The organism is Paenibacillus sp. Soil522, assembly GCF_001428245.1.
Taxonomy (GTDB): Bacteria; Bacillota; Bacilli; order Paenibacillales; family Paenibacillaceae; genus Pristimantibacillus.
Genome location: NZ_LMRV01000034.1, coordinates 25,974 through 39,873, shown reverse-complemented (window position 1 = coordinate 39,873; position 13,900 = coordinate 25,974). Strand labels below are relative to the sequence as shown.

Annotated in this window: 11 protein-coding genes; 1 reads left to right on the top strand and 10 read right to left on the bottom strand. The window is 49.4% G+C overall.

The genetic code is table 11. From position 1 onward, the window contains the following. Positions 1 to 87 precede the first annotated feature (87 nt). Positions 88 to 1,239, top strand: a complete 1,152-nt coding sequence (gene ytvI, locus ASG81_RS10400) for a sporulation integral membrane protein YtvI (protein WP_056633002.1) — start codon at positions 88 to 90, stop codon at positions 1,237 to 1,239. Positions 1,240 to 1,364: 125 nt separating this feature from the next. Here ytvI and ASG81_RS10395 read toward each other — a convergent pair whose 3' ends face one another. The 10 genes from ASG81_RS10395 to alaS all read right to left on the bottom strand — a co-directional run bounded on the left by ASG81_RS10395 (position 1,365) and on the right by alaS (position 13,627). Then, the gene (locus ASG81_RS10395) at positions 1,365 to 3,281 is read right to left on the bottom strand and encodes a peptidoglycan D,D-transpeptidase FtsI family protein (protein WP_056633132.1); all 1,917 of its coding nucleotides are present in this window, start codon (positions 3,279 to 3,281) and stop codon (positions 1,365 to 1,367) included. Positions 3,282 to 3,509: 228 nt separating this feature from the next. After that, complete coding sequence (locus ASG81_RS10390) at positions 3,510 to 5,729, bottom strand: methyl-accepting chemotaxis protein (protein WP_081417244.1); 2,220 nt, start codon at positions 5,727 to 5,729, stop codon at positions 3,510 to 3,512. Positions 5,730 to 5,920: 191 nt separating this feature from the next. Further along, entirely contained in the window at positions 5,921 to 7,183 is a 1,263-nt protein-coding gene (locus tag ASG81_RS10385; protein ID WP_056632999.1) for a peptidase U32 family protein, read from the bottom strand. 135 nt (positions 7,184 to 7,318) lie between these two features. Further along, positions 7,319 to 8,251, bottom strand: a complete 933-nt coding sequence (locus ASG81_RS10380; RefSeq protein ID WP_056632996.1) for a peptidase U32 family protein — start codon at positions 8,249 to 8,251, stop codon at positions 7,319 to 7,321. Between the two features lie 55 nt (positions 8,252 to 8,306). Beyond that, positions 8,307 to 9,422, bottom strand: coding sequence for an endolytic transglycosylase MltG (gene mltG, locus ASG81_RS10375; protein ID WP_081417243.1), 1,116 nt, complete (start codon positions 9,420 to 9,422; stop codon positions 8,307 to 8,309). Between the two features lie 202 nt (positions 9,423 to 9,624). After that, a complete protein-coding gene (locus ASG81_RS10370) occupies positions 9,625 to 9,936 on the bottom strand; it encodes a DUF1292 domain-containing protein (protein WP_056632993.1) in 312 nt (103 codons plus the stop codon). Beyond that, positions 9,936 to 10,232: a DUF1292 domain-containing protein gene (locus tag ASG81_RS10365; RefSeq protein WP_056632990.1), complete on the bottom strand. Its 297-nt coding sequence runs from the start codon at positions 10,230 to 10,232 to the stop codon at positions 9,936 to 9,938. Before ASG81_RS10365 ends, ASG81_RS10370 begins: the two co-directional genes overlap by 1 nt. Before the next feature lie 8 nt (positions 10,233 to 10,240). After that, complete coding sequence (ruvX, locus tag ASG81_RS10360) at positions 10,241 to 10,657, bottom strand: Holliday junction resolvase RuvX (protein WP_056632987.1); 417 nt, start codon at positions 10,655 to 10,657, stop codon at positions 10,241 to 10,243. Positions 10,658 to 10,682: 25 nt separating this feature from the next. Continuing rightward, positions 10,683 to 10,943 carry an IreB family regulatory phosphoprotein gene (locus ASG81_RS10355; protein ID WP_056633122.1) on the bottom strand — a complete coding sequence of 87 codons (261 nt, stop codon included), beginning with the start codon at positions 10,941 to 10,943 and terminating at the stop codon, positions 10,683 to 10,685. Positions 10,944 to 10,993: 50 nt separating this feature from the next. Then, on the bottom strand, positions 10,994 to 13,627 hold the full coding sequence (gene alaS / locus ASG81_RS10350) for an alanine--tRNA ligase (protein ID WP_056632983.1): 2,634 nt from the start codon (positions 13,625 to 13,627) through the stop codon (positions 10,994 to 10,996). Between the last annotated feature and the right edge of the window lie 273 nt (positions 13,628 to 13,900).

Here is a 13,900-nt window from a genome sequence, read left to right as displayed (position 1 = left end):
ATACCGCGATAAAAAATAGGCATCTTTTTAAAAACTATAGTACAATCTTTATGGAAATATGAATATAGAAAAAGAAGGAGTATGACTATGCTGCCATTTTACAAAAAGTACTGGCGAACCGCCTTTGACATCGCGCTAATTGCACTCACTGTATATTTGATTATGTATTCCTTCAGCTATTTGTACCGCATTGCGACGCCTATTTTCTTGTCCTTCCTTATTTATTTATGCATCGAACCGTTAGCGAGGCGGCTTAACAAGCTGGGGATGAAGAAATCGATCGCCTCCGGCATTTCCGTACTGCTGTTCACGCTTATTATACTGGCCGCCTTCTCCGGCGCCGCATACCTGCTGACGAAGCAGGGCACGGAGCTGGTCGACAATTTTCCGAAATATCAGGAAATGCTCGCCATTCAAATTGCCAATATTACCGAAGAGGTGCAAAAAAGATTCGGCACGCTGCCGGCCGACCTGGAGCTCGTTCAGCGCTCTAAAGAATTAATCGAAGGGGCATCGGCCACACTCGCAAAATTCGGACAAACGGTACTCGTTAACATTATCGGTTACGTGTCATCCTTCTCCACGTTTGTCTTTAATTTTGTGGTCGGTATTATATTAGCTTATTTCCTGAGCATCGAGATTACTACATGGAAAAAAACCGCCGAGGACAAAACGCCAAATACGTTCAAAAATGCGTTTTTCTTCCTTCGCAACAACGTATTCAAAGGGATAGCGCTTTACATTAAGGCGCAGGCCAAAATGATCAGCATCACCTTTCTTGTCATTTTGATCGCGCTTGTGCTGCTCGGCGTGGAAAATGCGTTCGTTATCGCGGTCGTATCCGCTATCTTCGACATTTTGCCGCTGCTCGGCGTCGGCACCATCTTTATTCCATGGATTATTTATTTGATCATCATAGGCAAAATCTCGCTGGCGATCTGGCTGTCCGCGCTATTTCTGGTTGTCGTGCTCACCCGCCAAATTCTTGAACCTAAAATTACGGGCGACTCCTTAGGCGTATCCGCCTTCACGATGCTCGCTTTCATGATTGTGTCGCTATCGTTGTTCGGCGTATCCGGCGTCATCTTATCGCCAATCCTTATGATCCTGATCAAGGCGCTGTATGATCAAGGCTACTTCCACCGCTGGATCCATGCGCCTCTTGGGGAATTCGATAACCCTGAGGCCGAATCCTACGTCGAAAGCCTGTCGAAGCGCGAAGAAGACAATAAAAAATAAATAGCAGATAACGAAGTGAAGGGAGGCTGACTCCACCCGGTCGGTGGAGGTGCAGCCTCCTTTCACGGTGAAATAGTCATGATATTTCTGAAAGTCAGCTGGCTGCCTTATGCAAAAGGGAGCTGCTACTCGCCGGTCGGTAAGGCGGCGGCGATATCCATGACGCCTCGAAAGAGCTTAGTCGCCTGATTCGCGCTGCCGGGCGGCTGGTTTTCCACGAGCACAGCTATGGCGTAGCGTGGCTTTTTGACCGGGCCGTAGCCCGCAAACCACAGGTTGTTGCGGGCAGTTCCGGCCCGGATCGTTTCGGCGGTGCCGGACTTGCCGGCTACAGCCCATAGCCCTTGACGGATCGATCGGCCGGTTCCATGGTCGACGACCGCCTGCATGCCGCGCAGCAGCGCATGAGCGGTGGCCGGTCTAATCCGGCCATGAATCGCTTGCGCGCGCTGCGCGGGAAGCTTCACCATCCGCTGGCCGTTGGCATAGCGGATTTCACTGACAAGGCGCGGCTCCATCACGCGCCCCTCATTCAGCATCGTCACAATCAGATTTGCCGCCTGAAGCGGCGACATCATAACATCACGCTGCCCAATTCCGCTCTGCGCGAGCACGCCGCCATCGACGGCTGCCAGCATAGCGGCTTGTTCCCGCGCCTCCAGCTGCGCCGTCTGCTTTCCGCTCCGCTTTCCGGTATTGCCGCTGCCAGACTCGCCTCCAGTCTTAAGGCTGCCGGCAGGCGCAAACAGCTGTCCGCTTTCCTCCTCTTCCAGAAGACGAAGCGGAGCTGCGAATGGACCAAATGCTTCCTCATAATGCCAGCCCGCCTGCCGGCCTATGCCTAGCGCGTCCGCGGTGCGCTTTAACTCGGACGCTTTGAGCCGCTCCGCAATCGTTGCAAACACAATATTGCAGGATTGCGCCAGTCCTTCCTCAAGCGTCACGTGACCATGGCCGCCTTCCTTCCAGCAGGACAAGCCGTATTTTCCGTACTCGCCGTTACAAAAAAACGTTTCATGCCGGTTTACCGCTCCCGCTTCTAAAGCGGCTGCCTCCGTAACCAGCTTGAACACCGAGCCGGGAGCTGCCGCTTTGAGCGCATGATTGGCCCATTCGGAGCCGTCGGAGCTTTGGAACTGCCCCGGCTTTAACTGCGGCCTTGACACCATCGCGACAATATCCGCGTTGCTCGTGTCAAGCACGACGACCGCTCCCTCCTGCATGCCCTGCGCATCCACATAGTCTTCGATCTCATTTTGCAGCTTCAAATCGATGGTCGTAATCGCCTTCAGCGGATAGTAACGGTTGCTAGGCTGCGTAATCCGCATATCAAGCCCATGCATCGGAGCGTTTTGTCCATCGATGAAATAAGATACAGAGGTAGCCCCTACACCGTGCATCAGCTTATCCAGCGACTTTTCAAGCCCTGAGCCGCCAACCTGCTCGGCAAGCTTTCTTTTGCCGCTCGCCAGCTCTTTTGCATGAACAGCTTGCAGCCACTCCGGATGCTGGCTCGTAAAGCCAATGACATGCTTGGCCTCAAACTGCTGCAAATAGCGGTTGCGGTATGGAAGCACGCGTATTCCGTTTAACTTCAGCTCCTTAATCCGCTTTGCTTGCGCATCGGTTAGACGCATTGGAAGCTGCCCTCCGTCAGCTTTCCAAAATACAGGCTCTCGTACAGCATCCCACTTTAGCTGCAATTGTTCCTCTGTCATGCCTAACAAACCGCTAAGCTCGATTAAGTCCTCCTTTTGCCCCCGCATCTCCTTCCGAATGGGAAAAAGAGCGACAGCCGAATAGGTTTCACCTGTTATAGGTACGCCATAACGATCGTAAAAATCGCCGCGCCCGGTATCCAGTACCAAATTACGCTGACGCTGCTGAACCGACAGCCTTTGCCAGCCGCCGCGGCTAGCCTGCTGCGAAAGAACAGCCGCCGGGGAGCTGCCCGGCATTAGCTGCAGCCAGGCAAGACGCCCTATATAAACCAGCATGACTAAGCTGATCAACCAAGCAGCTAGCCATATACGTTTAAACATGTCCATTCACCATAATGACGGAGCTCCTTTTTTGTCGCTGCTTGAAGCTCTATGCGCTTCATTCGATATAGCCTATTATTTCCTTCATCCGCTTCCCTTCAAACATCAACCATCTTTTACGCAAAAAAAAGAGCCTTCAGCAATAAATGCCTGAACAGCTCTTTCTATATCCCAATAATTACCCGAAAATTTTGAACTTATAATAGCTTATTCATAATGCCGCCGCTGCTATTCGATCTTAAACCGCGATAGCGAATTTTTCAGCTCGCGGGATACCGTGTCCAGCTTCTCGGAAAGGCGAACCATGCCGTCGCTGATGCTAAGCTGCTCAGAGCTAAGCGATGCGACTTCCTCGGAAGTAGCCGACGACTCCTCAGCTACCGCGCTTACGTTAGTCATCGCATCCGCCAGAACGGACTGCGATTCATCCAGCTGACCGATGGAATCCGTGACGAGATCCAGCTTTTGCGCAAGCTGTCCCATTTGACCGGAAACTGTTAAGAAAATTTGATTGGCTTCTTTTACCGAGCCGATTTGCTCTTGGAACAAAGGGTATGCGTCCGATAATACATGAACCGTCTCGTCAATCTCGCCTCTAATTTTCTCAGTAATTTGTCCAACCACATCGATAGATTGACGGGATTGATCCGCAAGCTTGCGAATTTCGTCCGCCACGACCATGAATCCTTTACCAGCCGCACCTGCGCGAGCTGCCTCGATCGTAGCGTTCAATGACAAAATATTCGTCTGCTTCGTTAAGTTGTTGAGCACATCCAAAATTTTAACGATGGAGCCTGTGCTTTCCTTCAGCGCATCTACCTTCTCAACCATCGAGCGCGTCATTTCTTCCGTCATGCCGGTCTTCTGTATGAGCACGCCCATATAGGTCGTTCCCTGCTGGCTGGCTTTCTCGACCTCTTGAGCGGAGAGCACCATCTGCTCGTTAGCATCAATTACTTTTTTCATTTGAACATCGATGTTGCCGGTCAAATCCGTGCCTCTCTCAGCTTCAACCGCCAAGCTCGTTGCTCCGCTTGCGATCTCTTCTGTCGCGACGGCGATTTCCTTTGCGGACATAGCCGTTTTCCTTGATGCATCGCTTAGCTCAGTTGCCGTCATAAGCACTTCCTCGGCAGACCTTGTCGTCTGAACAGCTAGTCCCGTAATTTGCGTCATCATGAGGTTAAAGCTTTCGCTAAGCTCGCCGATTTCATCCTGGCGCTTATTCATGACGGAACGGATGGTCAAATTGCCGCTGGCGCCTTCAGTCATCAGGTTGCGTATTTTCACTAGCGGCTGCGCAATGAACATAATAACGAGAATACCGATTGCAATCGCGATTAGCGCAGCTGCAAAGACGGTCAACCAGGTCAAACTTTTAATGGCCTTAGCATCTTTAACCAGCTCATTTACCGGTACTGTTCCGACCAGCTTCCAGTCCGTTAGTGCAAATGTTTTGTAAGCGGCAAGCACGGCTTCTCCATTAATCGTTTTCACCTTTAAGGAGCCCTCGAGCGAATTGTCCCCTTCTTTTGGAAGACTAATGCCGGATGCTTTGCCAGTCATACCCGGGTCAGCATTCGTTATGTAATCGCCACTCGCGTCCACAATCGAAATCTGGCTGCCTTCGCCAAGGATGACATCGTGGTAACGTTCCGCAATGGAATCTGCCTCAACTTCCAGCAGCAGCACATAGGATAGTTCATTGGACATCGTGTCCTTAATAAGACGGCTTAGTCCTATTGTAGAAACGCTGGATGGATTGGACAATCCTTCCGGCTGCGGAGGAATCCAATTCGTTTTCCCTTCTTTTTCAACGGTTTCCATGAACCAGGCGGTTTTCATCAGTCTTTCCGCGCTGCTGCTTGATGCCGATCCAGAGGTAACAACATCCAGCTTCGGATTTACCGGCAAGAGCATCATCGAGACAATCGTATTGTTGCCCATAGTATAATTTTGCATTTTGTCGCTTAAACTACGCGATGCTTCGAATTTAGTGTAATCGTCGCTGCTGCTTAGCATTTTACGCACAATCTCATGAAAGTCTTTATCGATTAATATTTGCAGAGTCAAATCCTCATACGTCTTGTAGATAACGTCCAGGTTATTCGCAACTTGCTTGATCGTTTCAAAGCTGGCATGCGAAACCTTGCTCTCTACAATCGACTTCGTCTTTGAATATGCCAATAGACCTACAGTCAAAACGCAAGCAATAATGCTGCAAAAAATAATAAAAAACAATTTCATGCCAACCGATTTGATCGGATTGGACAGCTTCGTTCCCTTCATAGAGGCCGAAGCCGCCTTCTTCGCCGCCTCAGAAACAGCCTTCATTCCTGATTGCGCTTTCACAGCTGTACCGGACTTTGCGTCGTTTGAACCTCCTTGCTCAGCTTCGTGTTTTTTCTGCTTAGACTTCTTCACTTTTTGTTCTTCTTGATTTTTCATTAGGAAAGACACCGCCTTCAATATTGTGAGTCCAAAATAGTTCTTATGTTGCTAGCGAATCTTGCCGAAATATGTATTTACATTATATTAATTTATATCGACAGAACCTTGTCAATTCTTAATAATAAAATGCAAAAAAAGAGACTTATTTTTTAAGAAAAATAAGTCTCCGGTCATACTATTTCTTTTTTTTACTTTTTTCCTATCTTCTTCCTCATCATATCCATCGGCTTAACGGGCTTCAGCGTGCGGATTCGGATATGCTGCAGCGGATGGCGCGCTGCATCAAGCGACTCGCCATCGGCATCGGTCATTTCCGTTACCGTCTGCTTGAAGAATGTTCCCTCTGGACCAACAAATTCGATTTCTTGCCCCAGCTTAAAATGATTCCGCTGCTGCACAGTCGCATATCCCGTTTTCGCATCGTAAGCAAGCACAACTCCGGCAAAGTCATAAGGAGCTGCTTTTTCCTCCGGCTCATAAATATGATCCTCGGCTCCGGGGGTATCGAGGAAAAAACCGGTATTTAGCGGACGATTAGCAGCCTTATTGATCTCTTCCACCCATTGCTGCTTCAGCTCAAAATGCTCCGGATCCGCAAAATAAGCATCGATCGCCTGCCGATACACGTTAACGACCGTCGCCACATAATGAATGCTTTTCATTCTGCCTTCGATCTTGAAGCTGTCCACGCCAACTTCTATGAGTTCGGGCAAGTATTCGATCATGCACAAATCCTTTGACCCCATCGTAAACTTATCTTCATCCTCGGGATACAGAGGCATATCGTCAACAAACAGATCATACTTCCAGCGGCAAGACTGACAGCAGCCGCCGCGGTTGGAGTCCCGGTCCGTAAAATGGTTCGAGAGCACGCACCTGCCGGAGAACGATGAGCACATTGCGCCATGGATGAAGGCTTCGATCTCAATGTCGACATGCTTCTTGATTTCAGCGATATCTTTAAAGCTCGTTTCGCGGGCAAGCACCACACGCGGCAAGCCTTCATCCTTCCAAAATTGTACAGCCTGCCAATTGAGGGTCGATTGCTGCGTACTCAAATGAACCTCCAGCTTGGGGGCCACGCGTTGCGCTGTTTCAATGATAGCCGGATCAGCGGCAATAATCGCAGAAATACCCGCTTCTTCCAAAGCCCGCAAATATTCCTCAAGACCTTCGACGTCCTCATTATGCGCATAAATATTCGTTGCAACAAACACTTTTGCGCCGTAGCGGTTCGCAAACTCTACGCCTTCCTTCATCTCCTCGAAGCTGAAGTTATCCGCATTGGAACGCAAGCCGTATTTCTGTCCGCCGATATAAACAGCGTCAGCCCCGTAATGGACAGCAAATTTCAGCTTCTCTAAATTGCCTGCGGGTGCGAGCAGCTCCGGTTTATCCAGACGATTCCGTTTTCCTTGATAGCGCGGAGTCGTTTTCTCTGTTGTGGTCATTTATGTGCACCTCCTTAAAGTTTTGCGAAGCAAAACTCACTTCGTAAGCATTCACTTATTTTTGCGAAGCAAAACTCACTTCGTAAGCATTCACTTAGTTTTGCGAAGCAAAACTCACTTCGTAAGCATTGCTTATTAATACACTTGCTCCTTGTAGAAGAACCCGTAGCTCAGCTCGCGATTTGGATCCTGAACCCGCTTAATGGCTTCCAGCCATTCTTCTTGAAAGGTATAGCCAGCCGGATCTGCCAAATAGGCATCGATTGCCTGCCGGTATGATCTTACGGCGATTTCGTTGTATTCGATTGATTTCATAAGTCCTTCAATCTTCAAGCTGCCTACTCCAGCCTCTAACAGCTCATGCAGATTTTCAACCATGCAAATGTCATCCGAGCTCATAATATGAGTCCCGTTAGCATCTTCAAAGATCGGGTAACGCTCATCCTGCCGCTCCGCTTCCATCACGTACAGACCGCGATCCTTATCCTTCTGAGGCAGCCGCTCCGGCTCCGATTGATGCTCCAAGTAGCTGTCTAACAACGAACGCTTGGAATGATAAATGTTCGTCATGCCATGCACCTGAACCTCTAATTCGAGCTCCGTGTTTGCTGTCGTTTCGATAACCTGATCCATGTTCAGCTCCCGTGCCAGCACATATCTGGCAGCACCTCTGCGCCCCCAATAGTTAGCAGTCACGTAGTTGGTTGAGGTCATCTCCGCATTCCAATGCAAGGCCATACCGGGCGCATGCGCTCTTGCAGCCATAAGAACGGCAGGGTCGCCAAACACAAATGCATCCACGCCGGCTTCCGCAAGCGCACGCACGTAATCATTTAACGAATCTACTGTTTCATTGTCCATCAGGTTGTTAAGAGCTGCATAAATCCGAACGCCCTTTGGCTTTGCTATCTTTACCGCCTGTGCGATCATTTCCTTATTGAACTCACCTGCCAACCGCATACCATAACGCGCTTCGCCGATGACAAAAGCATCCGCACCTGCTGCAATGAGCCTCTCCAGCTCCTCTAACGATGCGGCGGTAGCTAACAATTCCGGCTTGTACGCCATGCCTTAATCCTCCTCAAAAGCTTCGAGCAACCCTGCTGACTGACTAGGCAGCGAACTACCCGGCCGACTGGTTACTCTTCTCAATGTTTCTCAAATGCTCTTTATAGGTTTTCGCGAACAAATGAGCTTGACTGCCGTCTTTTTTCGTCACATAAAAGAAATATTCCGATTTCTCCGGATACAATGCCGCTTTAATCGATTCGAGACTCGGACTTGCAATTGGCCCCGGCGGCAGGCCTTCCACTTCATATGTGTTATAGGGACTGTCTATAAGCAAATCCTTTTCATACAGCCGTTCCTTCGGCTTATCAAGCGAATATTGAACCGTCGCGTCAATTTGAAGCTTCATGCCGCCTTCAATGCGGTTATAAATAACGCCGGCTACAAGCGCTCTTTCCTCGTCGACGACGACTTCCCTTTCAACGAGCGATGCGATGGTCAGAAGGTCGTGGAATGTCATTTTTTTCTCTTCAAGTACATCCAGCCAGCCCTCTGGCAGATCGGCAAGCTTCCGGTCAAGCTCCGACACCATCCGCTTAATAATGTCCTCTTCCGTGCTTCCCTTCTTCAATTCATAGGTTTCCGGAAAGAGGTATCCTTCAAGACGCTGGTGAAGCTCCTTGTTGTCCGGGATTGACCGCACAGCCTCCGCATCGCCCCACGTTTTTTGTGAGGCAACCAGTCCGATAAACTTATTCTTATCGATCAGCTTCTCCGCCGCAAGCTTGTCGGCCATCTGCAGTACGGTAAAGCCTTCAGGTATCGTGAAGCGGATCGTTTCAGCTGCTACCGTTTCTCCGGCGTTCAGCTTTGCTATGATCGCATCATTGTCCATTCCCGGGCTAAGCTCATATACACCCGCCTGAAAGCGGGCTCCTTGGTCATTCAGCTTCAAATAATACTTAAAAATAAACGAGTTCTTGATTATTCCCTGCTGTTCAAGTAAATCTGCAACTTCATTCGCCGAAGTTCCTTTAGGAATATCAAACTTCTGTACATCGCCTGCAGCAGTAGGCTGCAAGCTGTTCCATACGTAGAAGGCTATGCTTCCCGCGCCTACGATCGTTAAGCCTAGCAAGATTAAAATTACCCATAGCGTTATCCGGCTTCGCTTCGGACCGGATGATGTCAACTGATCACGATGCTCATGCTGCTGCGGTGACTTGTCCAATCTTAGACCCCCTCTTTACTCTCAGTAAGCTGTCCTCTGCCTAATTGCGCAGGCAAAAACGGCTGAGGCCATGCTCTGGCGCTCAGCTTATTTCTCACGGTGAACGGTAAGTTAGATTCTGCGGTGCGAATAGCCTTTAACATGGAACAAAAGAGCGGTTATAAGCCGCTCTCTCGTTCCATACCTATAGGTTTGCTGCTACTTACGGACGTTCATCGGTTGTGAACAGCAAATCGTCATAAGCTTCAGACGCCGCTTCCCATTCTTCATCGTCCTCGATGTTTTCCAGCTGCGGTTCACCATCGACTTGAATCACGCGGAATAGCTCTACATCTTCCTCGCCGCGCATCGGATCAGATTGAAGGGCTGCATAAATACGATCTCCCAGCTGAAATTCAGCCTTAATATCGTATACTTCTACACTGCCGTCATCCGCTTCCAGTTCAATCTCATTGCCGAAAGCGTTTCTTAAGCTGTTCAGCTTCTTTGGCGCCTCATGCTCTGTGCCCGACATTAGTTCTCTTCCTCCATCTCGCCAAGGAGAGTATTAAACGTTTCCTCGACCATGTTCCATTCTTCTTCGTCTTCAATCGTGTATAGCTTCAGATCATCTTCTTCTTCTTCATAACGGAAAGCATAAACTTCATCTTCCTCGTCATTTTCGCCATTTAGCGGAACAACCATCATATATTTCTGATCGGAACCATCAACTTCAAATTTCATGATGACTTCGAATTCCTCTTCGTTGCCTTCTTCATCCGGAATATAAATAATTTCCGGCTCTTCGAATTCCAAGTCTTCATTTGTCATATTTACCCTCACCTTTTCGCTTTAGAATCGAGATAATTTTGCAAAATAAGCGTTGCCGCCATTTTGTCTATTACGAGCTTTCGCTTCTTCCGGCTGACGTCCGCTTCAATCAGCGTCCGTTCGGCAGCTACCGTAGTCAGCCTTTCATCCCAAAGGTGAACAGGTATGTTTAGTTTCTGCTTAATCTGCTCTGCAAATTCCATGCAAATTTCCCCACGAGGACCGATGGAACCGTTCATATTTTTCGGCAGACCGACAACGATTTCACTAACCTCATGCTCCTTTACCAGCTCAGCTATGCGGTCAAATTCGCTTCCGTCGCGTCTGCGTTCAATTACTCCGGTCCCTTGTGCGGTCCAGCGAAAGGCGTCGCTGACAGCAACTCCAATATTGCGGTCACCGTAATCCAATCCCATTAATCTCATGACTTGTCCGGCTCCTGCCTGCTTGTTATTGTTTCTTATGTTTTAGATAAAACCGGACAAGCTCTTCAATTAATTCGTCTCGTTCTTTCTTGCGAATTAAACTTCTGGCGTTGTTATGCCGCGGAATATACGCGGGATCTCCGGACAGCAAATACCCAACGATCTGGTTAATCGGATTGTACTCTTTCTCCAACAGCGCTTCATGCACGGTTAGCAGAATGTCTTGAGAAGATTCAACCCCCTCCGCCTTCACGTTAAACTTCATTGTTTTGTCCATGGAACTCATCGCCAGCACCTCGCTTTCCAAACCACTTTTCAATGAGATATACATTTATATCATATCACATTTGTTTGATTAAGAACTAGTTCTTCCGCAAGTTTCAAAGCTTCGTCCAACTTTGAAGTATCTTTTCCGCCCGCTTGCGCCATATCTGGACGTCCTCCGCCGCTGCCGCCGCAGTGCACAGCAGCCTCTTTTACGATTTTTCCTGCATGGAAGCCTCTTTTAACAAGATCCGCCGAAACCGCAGCAGCCAGATTAACTTTGTCATCTGCGATCGCTCCAAGCACGATAACACTTGACTCAAGCTTCAGCTTCAGCTCATCGACAATACCCCGCAGCGCGTCCATGGAAGGTGCATTTACTTTTGCGCAGAGCACCGAAATGCCGTCAACTGTTTTCGCATTTTGCTCGAGCGAGCCCGCTTCGATGCGGCTTAGCTTCGCTTGCAATGACTCATTGTCGCGCGAGAGCTCCTTCATTTGACCGTACAAAGCCTCGATTCGTTTCGGCACATCGTTCGTATTCGATTTCAGCAGGGAAGCCGATTGCTTAAGCAGATCAAGCTGGCCTTCCAAGAAGTTATAGGCAAACTTACCCGTAACGGCTTCAATTCTCCGTACGCCCGAACCGATACCGCTCTCGCTGAGCAGCTTGAAAAGTCCGATTTGCGACGTATTGCTTACGTGACAGCCTCCGCATAGCTCTAAGCTGTAGCTGCCAACCTGAACGACGCGCACCTCATCGCCATACTTCTCGCCAAACAAGGCCATAGCGCCCATCGCTTTCGCCTCGTTCAAAGACTTCGTATCGATTGATACGGCCGTACCCAGCCAAATTTGCTCGTTCACACGGCGCTCGATGGCAACCAGCTCTTCCGCAGTAATGCTGCCAAAATGCGAGAAGTCGAAACGCAGACGCTCAGCCTCAACGAGAGATCCCGCTTGATTGACATGGTCGCCAAGCACCTCTTTAAGCGCTTTGTGAAGCAAATGCGTTGCCGTATGGTTTTTGATAACATCATCGCGTACTGCTCTTGTAACAGTCGCTTCTGCCGCTTCGCCCGTGCGCACGGTGCCTGCCGTAACGACGGCATGATGAACGCTTTGACCGTGTGGCGCCTTCGTCACATCTTCGACCTGAAGGGTAAAACCCTTGCCCGTAATCGTTCCTTTGTCACCGATCTGCCCGCCGCTTTCCGCGTAGAAAGGCGTGCGATCCAAAATAACTACTGCTTTGCTGCCTTCAACTGCAGCATCAACCAATAAATCGTCTTGGACGATTGCAATGATTTTAGACTCAGTTACCAGATCATTATAGCCAATAAACTCACTTTTAACCGTAAAATCGCCAAGCGGACCGCCTTGAACCTTCATGCTGCCTGTGTCTTGGCGCGCTGCGCGCGCACGGTCGCGCTGTGCTTCCATTGCCGCGTCGAAGCCGGCGCGGTCAACCGTCATTCCGTTCTCCGAAGCATAATCCTCTGTCAAATCGAACGGGAAGCCGTAAGTGTCATACAACCGGAATGCATCGTCGCCGTTAATTTCATTGTTGCCTGCTTTCGCTGCCGCAGCCACCAGCTCGGACAGCATAGCTAGGCCGTCTGACAACGTCTCATGGAAGCGTTCTTCCTCCGTACGGATAACACGCTCGATAAACTCGCGCTTCTCTACAACCTCCGGGTAGTAAACGCCCATTACCTCGCCAACGACAGATGTCAGTTCATGCAGGAACGGACGGTCGATGCCGAGTGTCTTTCCGTAACGCACAGCGCGGCGGAGCAATCGGCGAATAATGTAGCCGCGGCCTTCGTTCGACGGCATTACGCCGTCGCCAACCGCGAACGCAACGGTACGAATATGGTCGGCGATGACCTTGAGCGCAATGTCATGCTCTTCGTTAGCTTTGTAGCTGACCTTTGCAATCGCGCAAGTACGATCGATAATCGGACGGAACAAATCTGTATCGAAGTTTGAATCCACATCCTGCAAAATCGAAGCAAAACGCTCCAATCCTGCACCTGTATCGATGTTTTTGATTGGAAGCGGCGTATAGCTGCCATCCTTATTATGGTTAAATTGTGAGAACACGACGTTCCATACTTCAAGGAAGCGCTCGTTTTCACCGCCAGGCCAGCATTCCGGATCATTCAGGTCGCCGTACTTGTCGCCGCGATCGTAAAAAATTTCCGTACAAGGTCCGCAAGGGCCCTCGCCGATATCCCAGAAGTTCTCATCCAGCTTATAGATGCGCTCAGCCGGAATTCCTATTTTCGTATTCCAGAACGCAAATGCTTCCTCATCCTCGGGATATACCGTTACCGACAAGCGATTCGGATCAAAGCCGATCCACTGCGGCTCGGTTAGAAACTCCCATGCCCAGGTAATGGCTTCTTCTTTAAAATAATCACCGATCGAGAAGTTGCCCAGCATCTCAAAAAACGTATGGTGACGGCGGGTTTTGCCTACGTTCTCGATATCATTTGTACGGATACATTTTTGCGAGTTCGTAATACGCGGGTTCTCCGGAATGATGCGGCCGTCAAAATAAGCTTTCAATGGCGCCATGCCTGCATTGATCCATAGCAAGGATGGATCGTTATGCGGTACGAGCGATGCGCTCGGTTCAATTTTATGGCCTTTGCTTTCAAAAAAAGCAAGCCATTTTGCACGAATTTCACTAGCTTTCATTCATATAAGCCCCCTTTAATTGATAAAACACAAAAAACGCCCCTGTCATAGACAGGGACGAATAGATTCGCGGTACCACCCTGGTTATTGCACAGCATGCGCAATCGCCTTCATTGGACGATAACGGGTCCACCCGGTGAAGTTCTTTCACACTCCGAAAAGAGCTTTCGGCCACTCTTCGTTATAAAAGCTTTCTCAACCAACGCTGAAAAGCTCCATAAGGAACCTATAGCGAAGAAGCTTTCTCTCTGGCTAACGGGCTATGACGTACTT

Coding starts and splice junctions, on each gene's coding strand:
- ytvI (WP_056633002.1), top strand. CDS start 88: ATGCTGCCATTTTACAAAAAGTACTGGCGAACCGCCTTTGACATCGCG.
- ASG81_RS10395 (WP_056633132.1), bottom strand. CDS start 3,281: ATGTTTAAACGTATATGGCTAGCTGCTTGGTTGATCAGCTTAGTCATG.
- ASG81_RS10390 (WP_081417244.1), bottom strand. CDS start 5,729: ATGAAAAATCAAGAAGAACAAAAAGTGAAGAAGTCTAAGCAGAAAAAA.
- ASG81_RS10385 (WP_056632999.1), bottom strand. CDS start 7,183: ATGACCACAACAGAGAAAACGACTCCGCGCTATCAAGGAAAACGGAAT.
- ASG81_RS10380 (WP_056632996.1), bottom strand. CDS start 8,251: ATGGCGTACAAGCCGGAATTGTTAGCTACCGCCGCATCGTTAGAGGAG.
- ASG81_RS10370 (WP_056632993.1), bottom strand. CDS start 9,936: ATGTCGGGCACAGAGCATGAGGCGCCAAAGAAGCTGAACAGCTTAAGA.
- ASG81_RS10365 (WP_056632990.1), bottom strand. CDS start 10,232: ATGACAAATGAAGACTTGGAATTCGAAGAGCCGGAAATTATTTATATT.
- ruvX (WP_056632987.1), bottom strand. CDS start 10,657: ATGAGATTAATGGGATTGGATTACGGTGACCGCAATATTGGAGTTGCT.
- ASG81_RS10355 (WP_056633122.1), bottom strand. CDS start 10,943: ATGAGTTCCATGGACAAAACAATGAAGTTTAACGTGAAGGCGGAGGGG.
- alaS (WP_056632983.1), bottom strand. CDS start 13,627: ATGAAAGCTAGTGAAATTCGTGCAAAATGGCTTGCTTTTTTTGAAAGC.